Below are 22,792 nucleotides of genomic sequence, written 5' to 3'. Positions count from 1 at the left end.
CGGGCTGCTCTTCAGCGGGAGTAGCCCATTCAGTCTGCGCTTCGAGAACAGGCTGCTCCTCAGCGGGAGTGGCCCACTCTGCCTGAGCCTCCATGACGGGCTGCTGCTCGGCGGCGGGCTGTTCCTCGGCGGGAGTTCCCCACTCGGCCTGGGCCTCCATCACCGGTTGCTCCTCGGCGGGAGTGGCCCACTCGGGCTGCTGCTCGGCGGCGGGCTGCTCCCCATCTGGAGTCGCCCACTCGGCCTGGGCCTCCATCACCGGCTGCTCTTCAGCGGGAGCCGACCACTCGGGCTGAGCCTCCATCACCGGCTGCTCTTCAGCGGGAGCCGACCACTCGGGCTGCGCCTCGGCGGTGTGCTGCTCTTCAGCGGGAGTAGCCCACTCGGCCTGGGCCTCCATCACCGGCTGCTCCTCGGCGGGAGCCGACCACTCGGGCTGCGCCTCCGTGGCAGCGGCGGGCTCGGAGGTCATCCACTCGCCCTGGACCTCGATGGCGGCCTGCCCGTCGGCGGACGTCGTCCACTCCGGCTGGGTCTCAACGGGAGGCAGTCCGGCGTCCTCGCTCAGGGGCGCGCCGTACGCCGAGGTGTTCTCGGGCTCGGCGGGCGTCTCCGGCTGGTGGCCCCACGTGGCACTGGCCGTCGCGAACTCCGGAGTGCTCATGTACTCCGCGGCGCTCTCCAGCGGGATGCCCTCACCGGTGTTTCCGGCCTCGTTCCCGCTCCAGCTCGCCTCTGTCGTCTCCAGCGGCACGGGCTCGTCCGAAACCGACGCGCCCGGCTGCTCCGAGTGCCCCAGGAAGTCCGAGGCGCTGGCCAGCGGGACGGCATCGCCCGGATTGCCCGTGTCGTACGTCTGCTCGTCCGCGGGCGTCGCCTCGAGCGTGTCCGTCTGCACGCCCCAGTCCGACGGCCGCGTGGCCTCGGGCTCGAACGAGTCAGCGACCTCGACGGTGTCCGCCTGGAGGTCGGGTGCCACCTGCACCGGGTTCAGCTCCAACGTCGTCACGTGCGTGCCGTACGCGGGGTCCAGCGCGGGCGCCGGGGACTCCATCTCGGCACCGACTTCCGCCATGTCGAACGTGGGCGGCTCCGTGCCAGCATCGGCCGTGGGCTCCTCGGCGGTGGTCTCCCACGGCGTCTCGGCCGCGGCGGCCGCGTCCTGCTCCGGCGAGGCCTCGAGCTCCGAGACGTCGAACGTGGGCGTCCCGCCCGCCGAGGCGGGCTCGGACCGCACGTCGTTCGGGTCCTGCGTGGGGACGGGCACCGCGTCGGGCGCGGTCTCGTACACGGGGATCGCGTACGACGCGGTGATCTCCATCGGATCTTCTTCGGACGCGTCCTCGGACTGCGGCGCGGTGCCCTGCTCCGCGTCCACCGCGAGCGGCGCGGAGGCCCACTCCTCGGAGACGGGAGGCGAGAGCTCCTCGGCGTACACCGGCTCGGCGGCGAGCGGCGTTTCGGCCTCTTCCTCGATCAGCTCGATGTCCGAGTGCTGGATCTCGATGGTGCGCAGGGGCGCGCGCGGATGCTCCTCGGCCACGGGCGGCGCCAAGGAGGCGGCGGGCGTCTGCGCGTCGGAGTTGAGCGAGGAGAAGTCGTCCTCACCCAGCTCGAGGGGACCCGAGCTCTCCGGCGCGGCCGTGATGTCGTGCTCGAGGTTCCGCGCCGCGAGCGAGGCCGCCGAGGGCGCGGTGACGTCGTTCCAGTCGCTCATGTCGACCGACTCGGGAACGCTCTCGGGGATGGGGATGGCCTCGCTGACGGGCGAGACGTCGGTGTCCGTCACCTCGAAGACGTCCTCGGAGGGGGGCTCCGGCTCCGCCTCGTCGAACCTCATCGGATCGTCCTCGGCCTGGGCCTGGGACTCGGCGGGAGGCTCCTGCGCGGGCTCCTCCCAGGGCGCGGGCTCGTTCAGCGCGGGGACCTCGAGGTTCTCGGTCTCGAGGCTGAGCTTGACCGGATCCGGCATCGGCCGCGGCTGCTGCGGCACGTACCCGGGCACCGGGGAGTTGTAGGCGGGCTCCTGCTGCTGCGCGGTGGCATCGGCCGCGTAGGCCTGTGGCGCATCGGCCGCGTAGGCCTCGCCCTGCGGGGCGGCGTAGCCCTGGTTCGGGTCGTAACCGGCGTAGCCCTGGTTGGGGTCGTAGCCCTGGGCGGATCGTAACCCTGGTTGGGATCGTACCCGGCGGGGTAGGCGTACCACTGGCCGTCGTCGCCGTAGTAGCCCTGAGGCTGCTGCGCGGGGTCCAGGACGGACTGCTCCTGCGCCGGGTCACCCAGGTGCCCTCGCAGCTCGTTCAAACGAGCTTCCTCCGTGGGGGAAAGATTCCCCCGCGTCCGCTTCTCGTCCAGGAAGCGAAACTCCCTCATCGCCGCGCGCGTGTCAGACATCGTCACCTCGCTGCGGACCCGGGGCCGGGACTCCTGCCGCAGCGCCATATCAAAAAATTTCCGTGGGCGAGTGTAGGGGACTCGAGGGGAGGGGTAAACTTCGCGAACACGGAATCCGCCTGCTCGCTACCTCCGCGAGAGAGTGGCCTGGACGGACGCCTCCAACTCCGCGACGCCACGGCCATAGCGCTGCCGCAGGGCCTCCTCGAAGGAAGCGCCCTGGCCCACCTCGCGGATGAGCTCGAGCAGCCGGGCGGGCCCTCCTTCGTTCAGCAGCTCACGGACGGCCACGGCCGACGTTCCATAGGCCAGGGCCGGGTCGCGCTGCTGGATGAGGGCCCCGCCGGCCATGTCCGAGAGGCGCGGGAGCTGCCCGCTCTGGGCGGCGCCGCGCATGCGGGTGGCCAGCGCGTGGGGGGGCTTGTCGCTGCCCAGGTAGCGCCATTCCACGTACTCGGCAAGGCCTTCGTTGAGCCAGATGGGGACGTGCTGGCCGCCCTCGGCGGCGCGCACCAGGTCATCCACCACGGCGTGCACGTACTCGTGGACGAGCGTGGCGCGGGTCTGCTGGGTGAGCTCGGCGGCGTCGTTGATGCGGATGGCGCCGTCCGAGTAGAGCCCGGCCGCCATGCGCGCCAGGGCCGAGCCCTGGTGGGTGCGGAACTCCTCGCGGGTGTAGAGGATGACGTCCACGGGGGCCTCGCGCGTCTCGCCCAGCACCTGGCGGGTGTGGAAGTGGGCCTCGTCGAGCGCGGAGACGATGCGGCCCTCGTACTCGGCGCGTTGGCCGAAGTCGCGCGCGTTGTTGAAGTACTTCACGACGAAGCGGCTGTTGGAGCGGGTGCGCATCCCGTCCGAGGCCACGCCGGACTCATAGGACAGGCCGGTGGACGCCGAGCCGGAGGCGGGCTGGACGGAGCCCTTGTTGTCCTCGGTCTCGCCGGTGAAGCGGCGCTCGATGGCGCGGGCCTGGGCCATGGCGGCGCTCTCCTCGCTGGAGGCGCTGCGGGCCTTCTGCATGAGCGCCTTGGCCTTGGCCGCCTCGGGCGAGCGCGGGGGCACCTTGCCCAGTGCCGCGAGGGCGCCCTGGGGATCCTTGTCCTCGAGCAGGAGCTTGCCCAGCTCCAGGCCGAAGTGGCCCTCCTTGGGGAAGTGCTCCAGGCCGCGGCGCAGGGCGTCCTCGGCGGTGCCGCGCTGCTCGGTGGCGAGCGCGGTGCGGGCGAGGCAGCGCAGGCCCGGGGCCGTCTCGTCGTAGAGGACGGCGCGCTCGCCGAGCGAGTACGCCATCACGCCATCGGAGCTGGCGAGGGCCTCGCAGCCCTTGAGGAGCGAGGCGGCGATGGTGCGGCGATCGGGCTGGGAGTAGCCCTTGGGGTCCACGGAGGACCAGGCGAGGTAGAGGTCCTCCCAGGCACGCTCGGCCGCGAGCTTCTGGGCCTGCGCGGGCGTGGGCGGATTGGCGGACAGCAGGGAGAGGAGGAGCAGGGCGCGCATGGCCCGCGAGTATGGCCGAGCCCCCGCTCCGGAATGAAATCAGGTCTCTTCCGAGACCTGCCAGCCCTTCTGTCCCAGGCCGCCCATCAGCTCCTCGATGTGGCCGCGGCCGCGCGTCTCCAGCGTCACCTCCACCGCCACCTCGCCCAGGCCCGCCTTCGAGAAGGCGCGGTTGTGGTAGATCTCCACCACGTTGGCGCCCGCCTGGGCGATCTCCGCGGTGAGCCGCGCGAGCATCCCCGGCCGGTCCGGCATGCGCACCACCAGCCGCACCAGCCGCCCGTCCTTCACCAGGCCGCGCTCGATGATGCGGCTGACGAGGTTGACGTCGATGTTGCCGCCGGACAGCAGCAGCACCACCTTGCGCCCGCGCGCCGAGGGAATCTTCCCGTTGATGAGCGCCGCCAGGCCCACCGCGCCCGCGCCCTCCACCACCGACTTCTCCCGCTCCAGCAGCAGCAGGATGGCGTTGGCGATCTCCTCCTCGTCCACCGTGACGATGTCGTCCACGTAGCGGCGGATCATCTCGAAGGTGTAGTCGCCCGGGCGCTTCACCGAGATGCCGTCCGCGATGGTGGTGCCCGCCGGCAGCTCCACCAGCTTCCCCGCGTCCACCGAGGCCTTCATGCTCGCGATGGCCGAGGCCTGCACGCCAATCACCTTGATGCGCGGGTTGGTCTCCTTGAGCGCGCACGCCACGCCGGAGATGAGCCCGCCGCCGCCAATGGGCACCACCACCATGTCCATGTACGGGCACTGCTCGAAGAGCTCCAGCCCGATGGTGCCCTGGCCCGCGATGATGAGCGGATCATTGAAGGGGTGGACGAAGACGCGGTTCTCCTTGTCCTGGATGCGCAGGGCCTCGGCGTAGGCCTCGTCGAAGTGGGCCCCGTGCAGCACCACCCGCGCGCCGTACGAGCGCGTGCGCGTCACCTTGATGAGCGGGGTGCGCTCGGGCATGACGATGGTGGTGTTCACCCCCAGGCGCCCCGCGTGGTAGGCGAGCCCCTGCGCGTGGTTGCCGGCCGAGGCGGCGATGACGCCACGGCCCCGCTCGTCCGGCGACAGCGTGAGCAGCTTGTTGAGCGCTCCCCGCTCCTTGAAGGCACCCGTGCGCTGCAGGTTCTCCATCTTGCAGTTCAGCGTGGCGCAGTCCGTGAGCTCCTTGAACTGCTCCGACTTCGGGCAGGGCGAGCGGTAGACGGCGTCACCGATGCGCTGCTGGGCATCTTCGATTTGCTGGAGCGTGATCATGGGCGTGTGAGGCGCCTGATAACCGAAGCGCCGCCGGGGCGAAAGGGGAGGGCGCCCCGGGCCGCCGGTTGCCCGTCCGCCCTGTCAGATGCCGCGCAGCACCGTGGCCTTGCCCACGCGGCCGATCGCCAGGATGAATGCCGCGGTGCGCAACGTCACCTTGCGCGAGCGCGCCAGCTGCGCCACCCGGTCGTACGCCTCCTTCATCGTCCGCTCCAGCTCGGCGTTCACCCGGTCCTCCTCCCACGAGAGGTGCTGCAGGTTCTGCACCCACTCGTAGTAGCTGACCGTCACACCGCCCGCATTGGCGAGGATGTCCGGCACCACCAGCACGCCGCGCTTGTCCAGAATCTCGTCCGCCTCGGGGTCCGTGGGGCCGTTGGCACCCTCGATGACGAGCCGCGCGCGCACCGCGTTGGCGTTGTTGCGGTTCAAAGCATGACCGAGCGCGGCGGGGATGAGGACGTCACAGTCGGAGAAGAGCACGTCCTCGCTGGCGCAGGCCTGGCCGCCGCCGAAGCCGGTGACGGTGCCGGTGCGCTTCACGTGCTCGAAGAGGCCGGGGACGTCCAGGCCCTGCGGGTTGTACACGCCGCCGTACACGTCCGACACGGCGATCACCACGCCCCCGTCCTGCCACAGCAGCTGCGCGGTGTGGCTGCCCACGTTGCCGAAGCCCTGGATGGCGAAGCGCGTGCCCTTCATGGGCATGCCCGCGTCGCGGAGGATTTCCCGGGTGATGTAGAGCAGGCCGCGCCCCGTGGCCGAGTCACGGCCCCGGGTGCCGTAGAGCTCGGCGGGCTTGCCGGTGACGATGGCCGGCGAGTGCCCGTGGTAGCGCGAGTACTGGTCCATGATCCACGCCATCACCTGGGGGTTGGTGTTGACGTCGGGGGCGGCGATGTCGCGGGTGGGACCAATGACGTCTTGAATCTGATCCACGTACTTGCGGGTGAGCCGCTCCATCTCCTTCATGGAGAGCTGGGTGGGGTCCACCGCGATGCCGCCCTTGGCGCCGCCGTAGGGCAGGTTCACCACGGCCGTCTTCCACGTCATCAGCGAGGCGAGCGCCACACACTCGTCCTGGGTGATGGTGGGGTGGTAGCGCAGGCCGCCCTTCATGGGGCCGCGGCTGTTGTCGTGCTGGGTGCGGTAGCCGATGAAGGTGCGGATTTCTCCGTTGTCCAGCTCGATGGAGACCTGGACCTTGACCTCGCGCAGGGGGGTGGCGAGCAGCGTCTCGATGCGCTCGCCCACGTCCATGATGCGCGCGGCCTTGCGGAAGTAGTAGTGAATCCCTTCGAGGGCGTGCATGTCCGGAGTGCTCTCCTGGGTCGGCTCCCCCGGAGGGGACCGACGACGGCGCGAGACCTTAACAGATGGGTTGCGCTAGCATGGGTTGGCGATGCGCTCCAGTTCCCCGCCAGCCCAGGATGCGAGCGGGCACCTGCAAGGGCTCGCCCGGCGGATTCGCGGCCTGCGGGAGCGGCGGGGTCTGACGCAGGAGGAGTTCGCCGAGCTCAGTGGCATCTCGGTGAGCTTCGCTTCACTGCTGGAGCGGGGCGAGCGCAGCCCCAGCTACGAGACGCTCGTCCAGGTGGCGGGGGCGCTGGGCGTGCCCCTGGCGGAGCTCTTCCGGGTGGAGGAGGACGAGGCGGTGGGGGCGCACCGGCTGGTGGAGTTCGCCCGGGCCCACCAGCTGACGCGGACGGAGGTGGACCGGCTGCTGGCCGTGGCCGAGGCGATGTTCGCCGTGCGGGCGCCTGGAGGGGAACCCGCCGTGGAGACGCCGCGCTGCAAGGAGCCGGACTGTGGCAAGCCGGTGCTGGCCAGGGAGCTGTGCGTCGCGCACTACCACCGGGCCCGCCGGGCGAAGCCACCTACTTCCTGACTCGAGTGGGGGAGGGGAGACAGACGAAGGGCCCGGAACCCGTGGGTGGTTCCGAGCCCTTGGGCGGCGAAGTGCTTTGAGTGACCGTGCTACGGCGCGGGCACGGTGATGGTCATCTTCACCGGCCGGTGGTCGCTGCCGGTCTGCGCCAGCTTGTGCAGGTCGTTGGTGTTGATCACCTGCGACACGTAGAAGCCGTCGATGCGCGTGCCTTCATCGGGTCCACGCGGCTTCAGGCCGGTGCGGGTGCCGATGTCGTTCGGGTCGTCGTCCACCACCTTGTTCCAGTCCGCGCCCAGGACGAGCAGGCGCTCGCTGCGCTTCGCGAACGCCACAGAGGGAGAGGGGACATCCACGGGTCCTCGACCGGTCACTCGCGCGGGGACGTGGTGCACGCGGCCGCGCGTTCGAGCAGCAACTGGCGCTCGCGTACGTTGCGCGTGAGCGAGGCCGCGCGCTCGAACTCCGCACGGGCCTCGTCGAGGCGTCCGAGCTTCGCGAGCAGATCCCCGCGCACGCTCGGAAGGAGGTGGTAGCCCTCCAGCGCGCGCTCCGAGCTCAGCGCATCGACGATCTCCAGTCCCGCCGCGGGACCGGACGCCATCGAGACGGCGACCGCGCGATTCAGCTCCACCACAGGGGAGGCCGTGAGCTGGGCGAGCTCCTCGTAGAGCTCCGCGATGCGGGCCCAGTCCGTCTGCTCCGGCGTGAGCGCTCGGGCGTGACAGGCGGCAATCGCGGCCTGCAACACGTAGGGTCCTCGCTCGCCCCCGAGCTTTCCGGCCCGCTCCAGCGCCGCGAGCCCCCGGCGGATGAGGAGGCGATCCCAGCGCGCACGGTTTTGCTCCATCAACAGGATGGGCTCTCCCGATGGGCCCACCCGCGCCCTCAGCCGCGACGCCTGGAGCTCCATCAGCGCGACCAGTCCGTGGACCTCCGGCTCCTCCGGAACGAGCTCGGCCAGGATGCGGCCCAGACGGAGCGCGTCCTCGCAGAGCGCGGGCCGGACCCAGTCGTCACCGGCGGTCGCCGAGTAGCCTTCGTTGAAGACGAGGTAGAGGACCTCCAGCACCGAGGACAGCCTCGCGGCGAGCTCCTCCCCCCGGGGAACCTCGAAGGGGACGCGCGCCTCGGAGAGGGTGCGCCTGGCCCGGACGATGCGCTGGGCCACGGTGGGCTCCGGGACCAGGAAGGCCCGGGCGATCTCCTCGGTGGTCAGTCCTCCGAGCAGGCGCAACGTGAGCGCGACGCGGGCCTCGGTCGAGAGCACCGGATGACACGAGATGAGGATGAGGCGCAGGAGATCATCGCCCACGTCATTGTCGATCGCCGTCTCGAGGTCTGGTGCCTGTTCGGTCTCGAGCTCGTGGCCGAGCTCCTCGTGCTTGCGCTCGAGCAGCTTGTTCCGGCGGAACTGGTCGATCGCCCGGCGCTTCGCGGTGGCCATGAGCCAGGCGCCCGGCTTGTCCGGAACACCCGCCGTGGGCCACTGCTCGAGCGCGGCGACGAGCGCGTCCTGCGCGAGCTCCTCGGCCAGACCGACGTCTCGCACGAACCGCGTGAGACCGGCGATGAGTCGGGCCGACTCGATCCTCCAGACCGCGTGGATCGCGCGATGCGTCTCGGTGGCCGTCATGGCGGCCGATCAGAACAGCTTCGGCCGCCCGTGCAAGAACGGGGACGCCCCGGTTACTTCTTCGCGTTCTTCGCGGCCAACTCCGCGGCCAGACGCTCCTCCGACTCCCGGAGCTCGGGCGTGAGCTCGGGACCGAAGTCGTCCGCCTCGAACACCTGGCGGAGCTCGAGCTCGCTGTCCCCGGGCATGGGGTTGGGGCAGCGCTTGGCCCACTCGATCGCCTCTTCCATCGACTTCACCTGCCACATCCAGAAGCCGGCGACCAACTCCTTGGTCTCGGTGAAGGGCCCGTCGATCACCGTCCGCTTGGGGCCGGAGAACCGGACGCGCGCGCCCTTGGAGCTCGGGTGCAGCCCGTCGCCCGCGAGCATGATGCCGGCCTTCACCAGCTCCTCGTTGTACTTCCCCATGGCCGCCAGCATCTCGGTGCTCGGCATGGCGCCCGCTTCGCTGTCCTTCGTGGCCTTGACCAGAACCATGACCTTCATCGCCGTCTCCTTCGTGGGTGGATGCCGGGGTTTTTCCCGGGCTCTTACCCTGACGTCGAACGAGGGCCGGCGGGATCGACATGGGATTTTCGATTGTTTTTCGCCGTGTGCGGCGGGTGGGGGGCAAGGGAGCAGACACCCTCACCCCCACCCTCTCCCAGGGGGAGAGGGAGTCTGCCTACCGGCGGCGGGCCCGCTCCAGCTTGAGCGTCTTCTCGCCGTGCTGCTTGCCATTCAGGGCCTCGAAGGCCGGCACGTCCTCGTCGGCGACGAAGACGTACGCGTACGTGGGCTTGAGCTCCACGCGCTGCACCTTGCCCGCCGGCGCACCCAGCGACTCCAGCGCGCTGGTGACGGCGGCCTCGTCCTGAACCTCGGAGCGGCCCAGGCCCACCCACAGGCGCGCCTGGCCGGGCACCTCGGGCGTGGACTCGGGACGCTCGGTGCGCTCACGGCGCGGCGGACGCTCGCGCGTGCCACGCGGCCGGTGCTTGTCCACCTTCAGCGCCTTCTCGCCGTGCTGCTTGCCGGTGAGCGCCTCGAAGGCCTCGGACTCGGACTCGGGCACGTAGGCGTAGCCGTACGCGGGGCGGAGCACCGCCTTGTTCACCTTGCCCGCCGGTGCGCCAGCGGCCTCCAGGGCGGCGATGAACTTCGCCTCGTCCAGGCCATCGTCCATGCCGATGTTGAACTTCAGCTTCACCTCGCCGGGGCCGGCGTCGGGAGAGGGCGGCGGCCGGTTCGGATCTCGCTCGCCGCGCGGCCGGCTCTTCTCCACCTTCAGCGTCTTCTCCTTGTACGCCTTGCCGGTGAGGGCCTCGAAACCCGCCAGATCCTCCTCGGCGATGAAGACGTAGGAGAAGCCGGGCTTGAGGTCGGCACGCACCACCTTGTTGGCGGGGGCGCCGGCCTCCTCCAGGGCGGTGACGATGCTGCCGGGCCCCAGGCCATCCTCGGTGCCCAGGTTGACCCACAGCTTCACCTCGCCGGGGGCGGCCTCGAAGGACCCACCGCGCTCGCCCCGCTCGGGACGGTCACGGCGGCGCCTGTCGCCCCGCTCACCGCGCTCACGCGACTCGCCGGACTCCCCACGGGACTCCCGGCGCTCCTCGCGGCGCGGCTTGTCCCGATCCCGCTCGCGGTCACGGGGACGCTCGCGGTCGCGCTCACGCTCCTTGCGGCGGCCCTCGGGCTTCGCCTCCTGCTGCTCGCCGCGCTCGGCCTGCTGGGCGGCCTGGACCTTCTCCATGCGCAGGTGGCTGAAGAAGTACTTCAGCAGGAAGGCCATCAGGTCATCCGCGTCCGGACGGGCCTTGAGCTGCGCGGCCAGGGGCAGGAAGCCCTCGAAGATGGCGCCGGAGGCGGCCTCGCGGATTTCCCGCACGTGGCGCTCGGCCCACAGGCGCATGGCCTCCTCGGGGGCGGGCATCTCGCGCTTCTCGAACTTGATGCCGAACTTCTTCTCCAGCGTGGTGTACGTGGCCAGCTCGCGGCCGGAGAAGAGGTTGATGGCGGTGCCCTTGTTGCCGATGCGGCCGGTGCGGCCCACCCGGTGCAGGTACACGGCCGGATCCTCGGGCAGCGAGTAGTTGATGACGTACTCGAGGCCGGAGATGTCGATACCGCGCGCCGCGATGTCCGTGGCCACCATGAAGGCCACTTCGCCGCGCTTCACCTTGCCCATCACCCGCTCGCGCTCCTTCTGCGGCAGGTCTCCGTTGAGCAGCTCCGCGTCGAAGCCGTTGCGGTTGAGCACCGCCGTCACCAGCGCCGTGTCGTCGCGGGTGTTGCAGAAGATGATGGCGTTGGGCGGCTCCTCCGCCTCCAGCACGTAGATGAGGTTGCGCGGCTTGGGCAGCGCGTCCGACACGTCGTAGCGGATGTGGTGGATGTGCTCGACGGTGAAGACGTCGCCGGAGAGCAGCAGCGTCTCCGCGTTCGTCGTGTAACGCGCAATCAGGTTCTGGATGTCCGTGGGCACCGTGGCGCTGAAGAGCAGCACCTGCCGGTCCTTGGGGAGGCGGTCGAGGATGCGGGTGACTTCCTCGTAGAAGCCCTGGTTGAGCATCTCGTCGGCTTCATCCAGCACCGCGTGGGTGCAGCCCTCGAGCTTGAGGTTGCCGCGGTTGATGTGGTCGAACACCCGGCCGGGCGTGCCCACGATGATCTGCGTGCCCTCCTCGAGGGCGTCCTCCTGCTGCTTCATGGAGGCACCGCCGTAGATGGCGGCGACCTTGACGCCCTTGTGCTTGCCCAGGGCGGCCAGCTCCTCGGACACCTGGAGCGCCAGCTCGCGGGTGGGGCAGAGGATGAGGGCTCGCACCTTCTTGTCCTCGGCGGAAATCTTCTCCAGCAGGGGCAGGCCGAAGGCGGCCGTCTTGCCGGTGCCGGTCTTGCTGCGCACGATGAGATCCCTGCCCGCCATGACGGGGCCAAAGGCCTTGGCCTGGACAGGGGTGGGGTTGGTATAGCCACGGTCCGCGATGCCGCGACGGAGGGGCTCGGACAGGTTCAGGTCATCGAAGCTGACGTCCGCGACGTACTCGGCGGGGCGCGACGGGGCTTCGGCAGTGGTTTCCGGCTGCTCCGGAGATTGGATGTCGCTCATCAAGCTTGGGGCATAACCCCTGCATTAGGCTCTGGCAACAATCGGCTCACTTTGCTTAAGGAACTCCTCATGGCGATTGGGAGGAAGAAGACGGGAGGAACAGGGACCCGGACCCGGGCGAAGCGGCCCGCCGCTGCCCCGCCCCCCGAGGAGGCCGAGGTCGAGGAGGCCGAATCCGCCGAGCCGGAACCGGATGCTCTGGAGCCCGCCCCCGAGGAGCTGGAGGAGGTGGAGGCCGAGGTGGAGGAGGTTCCCAGCCCCCCCAGGGCGGCCCTGGTGAAGGCGGGGGAGGCGGGGCTGGCCCGGACCGACCCCCTCCAGGCGTACATGAACGAGGTGCAGCGCCACCCCCTGCTCTCCCGCGAGGAGGAGGTGTCCCTGGCCAGGCACTTCCGGGACACGGGGGACGTGAAGGCGGCCTACCGCCTGGTGGCGGCCAACCTGAGACTGGTGGTGAAGTTGGCCCACGAGTACCACCGCAACCCCCTGTCCCTGCTGGATTTGGTGCAGGAGGGCAACATCGGGCTGATGCAGGCCGTGAAGAAGTACGATCCCGAGCGCGGGGTGAAGCTCAGCTCCTACGCCGCATGGTGGATACGCGCCTACATCCTGCGTTACATCATGGACAACTGGAAGATGGTGAAGCTGGGGACGACGGAAGCCCAGCGGAAGCTCTTCTTCAAGTTGCGCCAGGAGCAGGACAAGTTGATGGCGCAGGGGTTCGAGGTGACGCCGAAGATGCTGGCCGAGCGCCTCAACGTCACCGAGCAGGATGTGGTGGAGATGGACCAGCGGCTGGGCCACGACGAGATGTCGCTGGACGCGCCGGTGGGAGGGGACGATTCGGGGGCGACGCGGGCGGACCGCTTCCTGCCGTCCTCATCGGTGGGCGCCGAGGAGCGGCTGGGCAACGAGCAGCTCAAGGCGTTGTTCCGCGAGAAGATGCAGGAGTTCGCGAAGTCGCTGGAGGGCAAGGAGCGCTACATCTTCGAGAACCGGCTGGTCGCCGACGAGCCGCTGACGCTCCAGGACATCGGAGACAAGTACGGGGTGAGCCGCGAGCGGGCGAGGCAGATCGAAGCGGCGCTCATCAACCGGATGCGCGAGTACATGCGCGAGCACATTCCGGACTTCGACCTGGTGGCCAACCCGAAGGGGTGAGCGGGCGGGCTACCGCGCGGTGTAGCGCCGGTGCCGGCCCCGGAAGTGCTTGTCGAGGTAGTCCTCCAGCTCGGGGCCCTTCTCTCCCGCCGCGGCGGCGAGCAGGGCGTGTGCCCCGTCCACCACGGAGAGCGCCTCCTCGAGGGACACCTCGCCCTCGGAGAGCGCGCTGAAGAGGTGGCAGTGGTAGCGGCGGCAGCCCTCGGGGCGCTGGGCGTAGGCGGTGCACGTCTTCCCGTCCAGGGCGGCGCAGCGCTGCGGGAGGATGGGCGTGCCGTCCTCGCGCTCCTTCACGGGCAGGCCCAGGGCCTTCAGGGGCCCGGCCTCGGTGCGCCGGAGCGGGACATGGGTGAAGAGGGTGCCGTCGCAGCACAGGCCACAGCGCAGGCACAGCGTGGAGAGGGACATCGGGGCACGGCTTCCGGGGAGCGAGGAGCCCCCTTGCTAGGGGTGAACGGCCTGCCAGGCAAGGGGCTCGTCGTGTGCCTCAGTCCTTCTTGGGCTCGTAGTAGTCGCGGAACGTCTCGATCTCCTCGAGGCGGGCGTCGGTGTAACCCCAGTGCTCGACATCCACGTTGTACTGCCCCTTGGCGATCAACATTCCCCGGCAGAGCTTCTTCTTGTCGGGCTCGTTGTGCTGGTTGCGGGCCCGCTCGAGCAGCTCGTCCCAGACCCAGCGGGGCACGTGGTCTCTCTGGCCGGGGTAGCTGAAGCGGTAGAAGGTGACGTGGGCCAGCAGCACCTCCCAGTGCGGGTCGAACCGCCGCATCAGGTGCTTCCAGTCCATCTGCTTGCCGCGCGCGAGGATGAGGTGGCTGATGTCCGTGCCGTCGAAGCGCTCGCGCTCGCAGACGAAGGCCTTGGACCAGATGATGTCCTCGGGGGGCGCCACGAGGATGGGCAGCCCGTGGATGACGCCCGGGTGGGCCTCGTCGATCCAGTGGTCATCGACGATGGCCACGCCGTTGCCCGAGCTGAAGATGAGATCGGCGAAGTACTCGTCGTTGGCGTAGGCCTTCGCGATCCACACCGGATCATGCATCTTCGTCTGGAAGCCCATGGAGCCCAGGGCTTCCATGGCGCGCTCCACGTGCTCGCGCTTGAGGAAGAGGTCCAGGTCCTTGGTGTCGCGGTAGATGCCCGTATAGAGGTGCAGCGCATAGGCGCCCGCGACCACGAAGGGAATCTCCGCGTTCTTGAGCGTGCTGAGCGCGAGCAGGTGCGCGCCCCGCTCGATGGGAGGGCGCTGGTCCGCCTGCATCGGAGGCGGCGCCTTGCTCGGCTTGCTCAACGGCCTGGAGGAGTCCTGGCTGCTGTCCTGCCCCTCGGTCGGATTGTCGGTCTGTTGAACGGTCATTCCACGCCCTCGGTGTCCTGGCAGGGAGGTTAGGGATGGGGATTTCCGGGGGCAGGACGGTCCACGGTGGCGCCAGCCCGCTCGGCCGCTCCCCAGGCGGGTGGCATCAGCTTGGGTTCGCCCAGAGCGCCGTCCCCGGCTCCGAGCCATTCACCTGGCGCTCCGCGTGGCGGTAGGCGCGGGCCTTGCTGGGCGCCTCCACCTTCATCTGCTCGCCGCGCGGGCCGTGGAGCTCCAGGTGGTAGCCCGGCTCCCGCTGGCCCTCGTGGGCGATGCTCCAGCCCGCCTGCTTGATGTGCTTCTTGCACACGCGCTCGCGTCCCTTCATGGTCGTCTCCTCATCCTTCGTCGCGGCCATGACGGACCGCGTCACGAAGGTGGAGGATTCGTCCGCTCCAACGGCGCTGCATGCGGTTGCCGGGGGTGGAGGCTCGGAGGCCCGCCCATCGGCCTGGCGCGCGCGAGTGCATGGCCGCCAGGCTCCCACGGAGCGTCGGAGGGGAGCGCCTCGCGGCGTGTCCGCCGGGCCCTCCAGCATGGGTGGGGCCCTGGCACCCGGGGGCGGGGCGTTCTCATGGTGTGGGGACGGAGGGAGACGACCATGGCACTTCCCAAGCACCTGGACGACGCCGCCGACAGGCTGCACGAGGCCTTCGCCCGCATCGAGGATGCTCGTGCGAAACCCACGAGCCAGGAGAGTCTGCGCGAGTGGTTGAGCGCGCTCACGGACTACGCCCAGGCGTTGATGGACCTGCACGAGTTCAGCAACGAGTCGGTGCACGAGAAGCTCCACGTGCTCTCGGGCCTGCTCAAGCTGCAGTCCTTCCCCGAGGAGCCCCTCCGGGAGCTCGAGCCCCAGGCCCCCCAGACTCCCGGCACGTGAGCGGGAGCGTCACGACCGGCGCCGTGCCGGCATGCCGCCGAAGGGCCACTCGAAGCCCGGGTACCGGACGAGCTCCGGTGCCGTGCGGCCCCGCCAGGCGAGGGCCTCTCCAGGGCGCATCAGCAGGGCCTGGGGTCCATGAGCCACCTGCCGGCGCACCTGCTTCAACCGCTCGGGATAGGGATCCGCGTCGGGATTCTCGTCCCTCGTGCTGGCGCCACTCACCGGCTCGCCCGGGTAGCCCGGGTAACGCGGGCCCATGCCCTCGCGCCAGTACCAGGGCGCGCCCCCGTCCGCGCACGGCACCACGTAGCGCGCGCCGAGCAGCTCGCCGTAATGCAGGGCCTCCTCTGGCCCGGCCATGAGCTGCTGCGGCTTCCCGAGCGACTCCACGGGCACGTCGACGAGGTAGGCGTCCAGCGTGGTGTAGCCGAAGAAGAGGGGCTCGAGCCGGAAGCCGCGCACGCCGCAGAAGAGCACGTCCACGGGCGCCTCCTTCCGTAACGCCCGGCAGACGGTGCGCATGTCTCCGCGCACGTCGTGTCCGGCATCCGCGAAGAAGGCGGCGGAGAAGCCCGGCGCGCGTACCAGCCAGGTGTTCCCCTCGTTGAAGAGGCCCGGGTAGAGGCCCTCGCCGTCGGTGGGCTGCTCGCCGTGGAAGGGCAGGGCGCGCACGGTGATGTCACCCACGAGCCGCTCCTCGCCCCAGCGCAGCGCCTCGACGCGGGTGTAGCCGAGCTGTCGCAGCCGCAGCACGCAGTCGGTGGAGAAGAGGCTCTCACGCTCCACCGCCGGGACGAAGATGCGCGTGTCGCGCGGGAGCTGGAGCAGCGAGCCCAGGTGGAAGTGGTCTCCATGCGAGTGGGTGATGACGACCGCGTCCACCTGGCCCAGGTCCCTCGGCTGCATGGGCGGATAGTCCGGCCGGTCGAGCCGGCTCGCGGGGCGGAAGTAGGGGTCCACCAGGACGCGCGCCTGGGTGCTCGACACCAGCACGGTGTTGTGGCCCACGAAGAGGGCGCCGGGCGCGGGCACGTCCACGGGGCCGTCGTGGCGCACGAGCCAGCCCGCGCTGGACATGTCCGCGAGCAGCTCCCCCACGGCGGGCACGGCGGAGAGGGCTCGCAGCTCGGCCCGGGTGGCACCGCGCGCCAGCGAGGCGAAGAGCTCGGCGAGGGCCGGCCATTCGCCGGACTTCACGGGGAAGTCGAGTCCCTGCTCCTCCTGGCGCAGGTGGAGGACGCGGGGCTTGTGCCGCGTCGCGTTGGGGAAGAGCACCTCGTGACGCAGCGGGCGCCGGCCTCCGCGCCGCCGGCCCTCGCCGCAGAGCGCGGCATAGCCGGGCGTCTCCTCCAGCCAGCGCACGAGCGCCTTCGCCTCGCGCAGCGAGCGCTCCGGCCCCAGCTCGGCGAGCCGCTGCTTGAGAGGGACATGGGCGTGCCGCACGGGCCTCGAGGTGGGGCCCTGGATGCTGCACCCCAGGTCCTCGTGGTGCTCGGCCTCGGTACGGGCGGAGGCGAGGACGGCGAGGCTGACGCCACGGTGGAGGGTGAGCCGCATGGGGAAGCTGCTAGCAGACTTGCTTGCCCGCTCCCATCCTTTCCGATGATGCTCCGCGGCCGACCGGGAGCAGGGGCCGGAGGGAGAGGGTTGTCGCGTCCGGTAGGCTCTACGTTCCCGTCACTTGTGGAGGGGGAGATGAATAGCTTCTTCAGGATGGTTCCCGTCATGGTGGCGGGGCTCCTCCTGCTCGGTGCCGCGAGGCCGGAGGGCGCACCGTCCCTCAGCCCCTACAGACACTACGACAGCAACGTCTTCATCCACGGCAACTTCAGGCCCGCCTTCAAGAAGCAGTGGAAGGTCAGTGCCGGGTTCCTGAAGAGCCCTCCATCGGTGATGCTGCCGCTGTCCGTGTCCTCGTTCCGCACGGTGACCGGCCCCGTCATGCCCAAGCGGCTCGCCGAGAGCGTGAAGTCGCTCGGCCCGGAGGAGCGCCAGGGGCTCGAGGGCGCCCTGACGCAGCTGCTCAAGTCCTATGAACAGACGTTGGAGCAACAGGACGAGACGCTGCTGAAGAACAACCTGGCGGGGGCCTTCAGCTCCTTCTTCGCGTCCTCGTTCTACGTGCTCAAGAATGGTCAGGAGCTGACCAGCGTGCAGCGGCAATCCATGTTGCAGCAGATCAACGCGGCCATCGGCATGGGGCTCAAGGACCGGCGCATGTCGGACCGGGACAAGCAGGAGCTGTACGAGTCGGTGGTGCTCTCGGGCCACATCATCCTCGGGCTCTACAACGAGGGGCGGGACAAGGGGCGTCCGGAGCTGACGCGCGAGTCCCGCGAGCTGGCGAAGGAGCTGCTGGACGAGATGATGGGCACCCGCATCGAGAAGGTGCACGCCGGGGACGACGGGGTGTGGCTCGAGGAATGACTCAGGCCCGCGGGTAGAAGGCGAACGCGCCGTAGCCGACGACCTCGCTCTTGTCGCCGGCGGTGTCCCCCGAGCTGCGCAGATCGAGCAGTTGGACGTTCAGGCCCCGGCGCTTCGCCACGAGCAGCAGGCCGTTGATGGCCGCCGCGCCGCATGCGCGATCGTCCTCGAGGGGCCCCTCGAGCTGGAGGATGTGATCGGCCGTCTCGCGGTCCACCCGCCGGGCGAGCTCATAGGGCAGGTAGTGCGACAGGTCGGAGCTGATGATGGGCAGCACGTCCCGGGTCCAGAGCGTGTCGAGCACCTCGGCCACCTCCTCGGGCGGAGCGGAGCCCACCACGAGCGGCAGCACCTCGAAGTCCCCCAGCGCGCGCTGGAGGAAGGGGAGCTGCACCTCGAGCGAGTGCTCCTTGCGGTGGGCGAGGTCCGAGGCGGTGACGTGCCGGGTGGCCTCGGCCCGCGCGCGCAGCGTGCCGTCGACGGGCACGTCCCCGAGCGGCGTGCGGAGGGCCTCGGCGTCCGGGTGGGCCAGCCCGTTGAGCAGGACGAAGTGGCAGGGCCCGAGCAGCAGCACGTGCCTCACCCGGCCCTTCAGCGCGCGCAGGCAGGCATAGGCGCTCGCGGCCACCGGGCCCGAGTACATGTAGCCGGCATGGGGGACGATGAGCGCCGCGGGGGACGGAGGCGGACAGGCGGACGCCTGCTCCAGCCATTGGTCCACCTGACTGGCGAGGAGGGAGGAGGTGGCGGGGTAGAAGGAGCCCGCCACCGCGGGAGCGCGAACACGAGCGGCCATGACCCCACTACGGGTAGGGCCGCTCCGCGCTCAGCGCCAGGGGCGCGAGATGACGCAGGCGTTGATGCCGCCCACGCCCATGGAGAGCTTGCCAGCGCAGCCCTGGGGAGTGGCCACCGCCTTGTCGAAGACGTAGCGGGGGTGCACGCGGCCGATGTCCTTGTTGAGCTCCTCCTCGGCCAGCGGCGTGGGGAACACCTGGCCCCGGGCGTAGCCGAGGTACTGGGCCGTCAGCTCCCAGCCGCCACCGGCGCCCATTCCGTGGCCGAAGGTGCCCTTGCGCGCCGTCACCAGCACCGTCTCGGGCAGCACCGCGCGCAACGTCTCCACCTCCAGGTAGTCCCCCGGGGTGGCGGTGGCATGCAGATCCCAACTGCCAATCTCGGACGGCTCCACGCCCGCCTTGCGCAGCGCCTCGTGGATGGCCACGGTGGGGCCCTCCTTCGAGGGCGTGATGATGTGGTCCGCGTCCGCCGTGACGCCCACGGTGAGGGGCTCCATGCCCAGCGGCTTGAAGCCCTTGGCGGTGAAGTGCTCCAGGTCCCCGAGGATCCACACCACCGAGCCACCGGCCACGTGCGTGCCGCGCAGCTGCGTCAGCGGCTTGGACACCGCGCCGTCCGCGCTCACCACGCGCGCGTTGTAGAAGCCACCCACCGTGAGCGGGTGCGGCGGAGGATCCGTCATCCCCAGCACCACGGCCTTCGCGTCGCCGCTGTTGATGGCGTCCAGCGCCAGCTTCAGCCCGTAGCCGAACGACGAGCACGCCGCCACCGGCGCGAACGTCATGCCGGTGATCTTCCCCATCATCGAAATCTGCGACGCGGGGGTGTTGTGGATGTTCCAGAGAATCTCGGACGGCACCGCGTTCCACGGCGGCTCGGGGGCGCCCCACTTCTTCTGCAGGCGCTGGTTGCGCGTCCGCTTCTCCTTGATGACGGCCAGCTTGGCGGCTTCCACGTTGCCGCCCTGCTGCACGCCCAGGCCCTCAATCTCCTTCTGCTCGGCGAGGTACTCGCGCAGCTCCGGGGACTGGCCGGCCCAGAAGTGCCACCAGCTCTCCTCGGCCACGTCCCGCTCGGCCTCGTCCACGGTGGAGGGCTCGGCAGGCAGGCCGGGCAGGGGCTCGCGCGTCTCCAGCCAGCGGCGCAGCGTGCCGTTGCGCTCGGGCGAGGCCCAGAACCGGTCCCACCGCCGCTGGGCGCGGTGCAGGTTCAGGGTGATGTCGTGGATGGTCGGCAGATCTCCCAGGCCGGTGCCCACGTAGACGTGGGAGCGCGCCCCCAGCGCCTGCAGCTCCTGCTCCAGGCCGGGGTTCTGGCCCAGCGCCTGGATGAAGGAGCCAATGGCCATCTTCGTCGGCATGCCCATCTTCTTCTCGAGCTGGGCATAGCGCGTGGCGGGGAAGCGGGCGTCGATCCACGGCTTGTAGTCCGCGAACTCGAAGTCCGGGTTGCCGACGAGGAAGTTGTCCGGCCCGAAGCCGTTGAAGGGGGAGAGCCAGCTCTCCGACGACGCGAGATTCTTCTCGAAGGCCTCGATGTTCCGGGACTTGGGAGCGACCACGCCCCAGCCGAAGATTCCAACTCTGCGCACGTTGTGACCTCTGATTCCTGGTTCGCCGCCAACCCTCGAGCAACCGCCTTACAGCGGCTCGATCTTCAGGTTGTCGAAGAAGAGCTGGGCCTCCCAGCTGGAGAACCCGAAACGGTCGTGACCCTTGCCCTCGAGCGGCAGCGGGTCATCGAACTCCATGAAGGGCTTCCCATCGATGGACCAGCGTAGCAGCGAGCCCCTGCGCTCGATACGCCAGTGATAGGTGCGGCCGATCTCCACCGGATAGGGCCTGGCCTCCACCCGCATGTGCGTGTTCTGGCGGAACACGCCCGTCTCCACCAGCCCCTCGCCCTTGCCACCATTCTTCTCGGCCACCTGCCGCGCCTGACGCTGGAGCGCGTCCAGGGGCGCGCCGTGCTCGTCCAGCCGCGCGATGATGGACAGCGAGTTGTTCCACCCGCCGTGAATGAGGATGTACCCGGACGCATGGTCCGAGCCGTCGCCGAAGAGCTCCACCTTGATGTCGCCCTCGGGGGACTGGGAGCGCACGTCGAACTCGACGGCCACGTCGCGCGGCAGCTTCGCCTGGAGCCAGAGCGGGTTGTTCTTCACACCCGGTGAGAGCAGCTGCCCGTTCACCACGCGCCAGTGGCCGCCGGTGGAGAAGAAGTCGCGCTGCACCACGGAGGGGTCCGAGAAGTCCTGGCTGTAGGGGACGGTGGCGGTGGTGGCGGGCTCACCCCGGAAGAGGGCGTAGTGGATGAGCGGGAACTGGATGGCGAGGAGGATGGTGGCGAGCACCACCCAACCCCGGCGGGACAACCCCTCGGGCTTCTTCCAGGCGACGATGGCCTCGGCGTCCGCGGCGGGAGCGCCATTGCCCTCCGGGCTCTTGGAGTCCCGGTTCTCGGGGTTCTTCTCCTTGCGTCTGGCCTGGCCCATGGGTGTCGCTCGTCCCGGGGGGGTGGAGGGGGGCGCGGACTGTATGCGCGGCCCCGGTGGAGGTAAAGGCTGGTTCCGGCCCGGCTACTTGCCGCCCCGGGGAGCGCTCCAGCGCTTCTCGGTGGCCTTGAGCTCGGCCTGGCGCATCTTCAACCGCTGGCGCTCGGCGAGCTGGCGCTCCTCCTCCTCGGGCGAGGGGCGCACGGCGATCTGATAGACGCTGCCGGCGATGGCGAAGAGGCCCGCGGCGATGATGAGGCCCCAGGGCTGGCTGGCCATGGCGCTGACGAGCCCGCCGAACTGGTGCAGGGCCGCCATGGCGCCGAGCACGAGCAGCCAGCCACCGAGCAGCGAGGCGATGATGGCGGCCACGTGGCGGTGCAGCACCGCGGCGACGAGGCCGCCGAGGATGAGGCCGGGCGCGAAGCCGACGAGGAAGTCGCTGGGACCGGCGATCTGCCCGCCCAGCAGGCCGATGGGGACGCCCACGCCGAGGTAGATGATGGCGGGCGGGAAGAGGAAGCCCAGCACGGTGAGCACCGCGGCGACGGCGGCGGGCATGCGCGGGTCCATGGACATGCCGAACTTCGTGAGCAGCACGCCCGTCCACGCCAGGCCGATGAGGGCCCCCAGGGGCCCGGCCACGAGGCGGAAGACGCGGCCTCCCCCGAAGAGCAACATCGCGAGGCCCACCACACAGCTCACGATGCCGGCCCACATGGGCATCAACCGGTAGATGGCCACCCAGCCGGCGGGGTTGAACGTCTGGTAGGCCTTGAGGGCTTCGAGGTACGAGTCCACGACGGTGTCCTAGTAGCGCGTGGCGGCGAGCACCACGAGCAGCACGAGGAGGACGGCGGCCAGGATGGCGAAGCCGTAGAGCGCGGGAGGGGTGGAGGCACGGCGCAGCAGCTCCTCGGCCTGCGCCTTGTCCTCCGGGGTGGGGTTGTCCGCCAGGATGCGCTCGGCCTCACGCCGGGCGGAGAGCACGTCCCCCGAGTCCTTGAGCTTCCACGCCGCCTGCATCCGGGGGGAAGCAGGATTCGGCGTCTGTCCGCCTTTCGCCATGGGGGAACTCTATAGCGGGGAATGCAAGGGCGCGTCGACGGTATATAGAACCCCCTATGCCCGTGCGCCCCCTCAGCCGTCGTACCCTCCTGCTCGGGAGCGCGGCGCTCGTCCCGCTGCTGTCCGGACGTGCGTCCGCCTTCGGAGAGAAGAGCCGCTTCATCCCCGCCGTGGCCCGGCATGGTGGCCGGTGGGACACGAGATTGTCGGGGCTCCGACGAATCACCTGGGAGCTCCAGCGGCGCACCTCGGTGGAGGTGTTGCCGGATGCCCGGCCCTTCGAGCTCTCCAGTCCGGAGCTCTTCGAATACCCCTTCCTGTACCTGGGCGGGGATGGGGCATTTCCGCCCTTCAGCGAGGCGGAGGTGGAGAACCTGCGGCGCTACCTGACGTTTGGCGGCTTCCTCCTGGCGGACGCCAATGACGGCAGCGACGGGGAGGGCTTCGACGCCAGCTTCCGCCGCGAGCTGGCGCGGGTGCTGCCCAAGAGCCCGCTCACCCCGGTGCCCTCCAGCCATGTCGTCTTCAAGAGCTTCTTCCTGCTGGACTCGGCGCCGGGCCGGTTGCTCAACAAGCCACAGTTGCTGGCGGCCAACCTCGGAAAGCGGGCGGCGGTGATGTACTCGCAGAACGACCTGGCCGGGGCCTGGAACCGCAGCGAGGCGGGAGACTATGAATTCGACGTCTCCCCGGGCGGCGAGCCCCAGCGCGAGCTGGCCGTGCGGCTGGGGGTGAACCTCTGCATGTACGCGCTCTGCCTGGACTACAAGGACGACGCCGTCCACCTGCAGCTCATCCTCAACAAGCGCCGCTGACACGAGGCCCCCGACTCA

Annotated in this window: 21 protein-coding genes and 1 pseudogene; 5 read left to right on the top strand and 17 right to left on the bottom strand. The window is 70.0% G+C overall.

Annotated features, from left to right (window positions below; translation table 11 throughout):
- The 4 genes and pseudogenes from Q664_RS09460 to Q664_RS09445 all read right to left on the bottom strand — a co-directional run.
- Positions 1-2,206, bottom strand: a pseudogene (locus Q664_RS09460) (hypothetical protein); the annotation flags it as partial.
- Positions 2,207-2,520: 314 nt separating this feature from the next.
- The gene (locus Q664_RS09455; protein WP_043392408.1) at positions 2,521-3,888 is read right to left on the bottom strand and encodes a peptidase MA family metallohydrolase; all 1,368 of its coding nucleotides are present in this window, start codon (positions 3,886-3,888) and stop codon (positions 2,521-2,523) included.
- A gap of 39 nt (positions 3,889-3,927) precedes the next feature.
- The gene (ilvA, locus tag Q664_RS09450) at positions 3,928-5,142 is read right to left on the bottom strand and encodes a threonine ammonia-lyase (RefSeq protein WP_043392406.1); all 1,215 of its coding nucleotides are present in this window, start codon (positions 5,140-5,142) and stop codon (positions 3,928-3,930) included.
- An 84-nt stretch (positions 5,143-5,226) separates the two neighbouring features.
- Positions 5,227-6,456, bottom strand: a complete 1,230-nt coding sequence (locus tag Q664_RS09445) for a Glu/Leu/Phe/Val family dehydrogenase (protein ID WP_043392404.1) — start codon at positions 6,454-6,456, stop codon at positions 5,227-5,229.
- Positions 6,457-6,547: 91 nt separating this feature from the next.
- On the opposite strand from Q664_RS09445, the gene Q664_RS09440 reads away from it, so the two are divergent.
- Entirely contained in the window at positions 6,548-7,033 is a 486-nt protein-coding gene (locus Q664_RS09440; protein WP_043392453.1) for a helix-turn-helix domain-containing protein, read from the top strand.
- A gap of 89 nt (positions 7,034-7,122) precedes the next feature.
- On the opposite strand, the gene Q664_RS09435 is transcribed toward Q664_RS09440, so the two are convergent.
- The 4 genes from Q664_RS09435 to Q664_RS09420 all read right to left on the bottom strand — a co-directional run bounded on the left by Q664_RS09435 (position 7,123) and on the right by Q664_RS09420 (position 11,765).
- On the bottom strand, positions 7,123-7,389 hold the full coding sequence (locus Q664_RS09435; protein ID WP_235216624.1) for a hypothetical protein: 267 nt from the start codon (positions 7,387-7,389) through the stop codon (positions 7,123-7,125).
- Between the two features lie 14 nt (positions 7,390-7,403).
- Positions 7,404-8,669: an RNA polymerase sigma factor gene (locus Q664_RS09430; RefSeq protein WP_043392401.1), complete on the bottom strand. Its 1,266-nt coding sequence runs from the start codon at positions 8,667-8,669 to the stop codon at positions 7,404-7,406.
- A gap of 53 nt (positions 8,670-8,722) precedes the next feature.
- Positions 8,723-9,157 carry a YciI family protein gene (locus Q664_RS09425; protein WP_043392399.1) on the bottom strand — a complete coding sequence of 145 codons (435 nt, stop codon included), beginning with the start codon at positions 9,155-9,157 and terminating at the stop codon, positions 8,723-8,725.
- A gap of 178 nt (positions 9,158-9,335) precedes the next feature.
- Positions 9,336-11,765 carry a DEAD/DEAH box helicase gene (locus Q664_RS09420; RefSeq protein WP_043392398.1) on the bottom strand — a complete coding sequence of 810 codons (2,430 nt, stop codon included), beginning with the start codon at positions 11,763-11,765 and terminating at the stop codon, positions 9,336-9,338.
- Between the two features lie 69 nt (positions 11,766-11,834).
- Between Q664_RS09420 and Q664_RS09415 the strand changes: the two genes are divergently transcribed.
- On the top strand, positions 11,835-12,926 hold the full coding sequence (locus Q664_RS09415) for a sigma-70 family RNA polymerase sigma factor (protein WP_043392395.1): 1,092 nt from the start codon (positions 11,835-11,837) through the stop codon (positions 12,924-12,926).
- Positions 12,927-12,935: 9 nt separating this feature from the next.
- Here Q664_RS09415 and Q664_RS09410 read toward each other — a convergent pair whose 3' ends face one another.
- The 3 genes from Q664_RS09410 to Q664_RS09400 all read right to left on the bottom strand — a co-directional run bounded on the left by Q664_RS09410 (position 12,936) and on the right by Q664_RS09400 (position 14,656).
- On the bottom strand, positions 12,936-13,334 hold the full coding sequence (locus tag Q664_RS09410) for a YkgJ family cysteine cluster protein (RefSeq protein WP_043392394.1): 399 nt from the start codon (positions 13,332-13,334) through the stop codon (positions 12,936-12,938).
- 79 nt (positions 13,335-13,413) lie between these two features.
- Positions 13,414-14,283, bottom strand: coding sequence for a nucleotidyltransferase (locus Q664_RS09405; protein WP_043392391.1), 870 nt, complete (start codon positions 14,281-14,283; stop codon positions 13,414-13,416).
- A 106-nt stretch (positions 14,284-14,389) separates the two neighbouring features.
- Entirely contained in the window at positions 14,390-14,656 is a 267-nt protein-coding gene (locus tag Q664_RS09400; protein WP_160174369.1) for a hypothetical protein, read from the bottom strand.
- Between the two features lie 228 nt (positions 14,657-14,884).
- Here Q664_RS09400 and Q664_RS09395 point away from each other — a divergent pair, with 228 nt between their 5' ends.
- Positions 14,885-15,166 (top strand): hypothetical protein, encoded by a 282-nt coding sequence (locus Q664_RS09395; RefSeq protein WP_043392386.1) that lies wholly within the window; start codon positions 14,885-14,887, stop codon positions 15,164-15,166.
- Positions 15,167-15,175: 9 nt separating this feature from the next.
- Here the strand turns inward: Q664_RS09395 and Q664_RS09390 are convergent, their stop codons facing one another.
- The gene (locus tag Q664_RS09390) at positions 15,176-16,726 is read right to left on the bottom strand and encodes an MBL fold metallo-hydrolase (RefSeq protein WP_043392382.1); all 1,551 of its coding nucleotides are present in this window, start codon (positions 16,724-16,726) and stop codon (positions 15,176-15,178) included.
- 138 nt (positions 16,727-16,864) lie between these two features.
- Here Q664_RS09390 and Q664_RS09385 point away from each other — a divergent pair, with 138 nt between their 5' ends.
- Positions 16,865-17,596: a DUF6683 family protein gene (locus Q664_RS09385; protein ID WP_043392379.1), complete on the top strand. Its 732-nt coding sequence runs from the start codon at positions 16,865-16,867 to the stop codon at positions 17,594-17,596.
- Between the two features lies 1 nt (position 17,597).
- Here the strand turns inward: Q664_RS09385 and amrB are convergent, their stop codons facing one another.
- From amrB to Q664_RS09360, 5 genes are all read right to left on the bottom strand, one after another.
- Positions 17,598-18,392 carry an AmmeMemoRadiSam system protein B gene (gene amrB / locus Q664_RS09380; RefSeq protein ID WP_043392377.1) on the bottom strand — a complete coding sequence of 265 codons (795 nt, stop codon included), beginning with the start codon at positions 18,390-18,392 and terminating at the stop codon, positions 17,598-17,600.
- A gap of 30 nt (positions 18,393-18,422) precedes the next feature.
- Positions 18,423-19,988 (bottom strand): beta-ketoacyl synthase N-terminal-like domain-containing protein, encoded by a 1,566-nt coding sequence (locus Q664_RS09375; RefSeq protein WP_043392375.1) that lies wholly within the window; start codon positions 19,986-19,988, stop codon positions 18,423-18,425.
- Positions 19,989-20,036: 48 nt separating this feature from the next.
- Complete coding sequence (locus Q664_RS09370) at positions 20,037-20,891, bottom strand: hypothetical protein (RefSeq protein WP_052517889.1); 855 nt, start codon at positions 20,889-20,891, stop codon at positions 20,037-20,039.
- Positions 20,892-20,975: 84 nt separating this feature from the next.
- Positions 20,976-21,692: a hypothetical protein gene (locus Q664_RS09365; RefSeq protein ID WP_043392372.1), complete on the bottom strand. Its 717-nt coding sequence runs from the start codon at positions 21,690-21,692 to the stop codon at positions 20,976-20,978.
- Positions 21,693-21,701: 9 nt separating this feature from the next.
- Positions 21,702-21,959, bottom strand: a complete 258-nt coding sequence (locus Q664_RS09360) for a molecular chaperone DnaJ (protein WP_043392370.1) — start codon at positions 21,957-21,959, stop codon at positions 21,702-21,704.
- Between the two features lie 56 nt (positions 21,960-22,015).
- On the opposite strand from Q664_RS09360, the gene Q664_RS09355 reads away from it, so the two are divergent.
- Entirely contained in the window at positions 22,016-22,774 is a 759-nt protein-coding gene (locus Q664_RS09355) for a DUF4159 domain-containing protein (RefSeq protein WP_043392369.1), read from the top strand.
- The last annotated feature ends 18 nt before the right edge of the window (positions 22,775-22,792 follow it).

It is taken from the genome of Archangium violaceum Cb vi76 (assembly GCF_000733295.1).
Taxonomy (GTDB): domain Bacteria; phylum Myxococcota; class Myxococcia; order Myxococcales; family Myxococcaceae; genus Archangium; species Archangium violaceum.
This window is presented reverse-complemented; position numbering and strand designations above follow the sequence as displayed.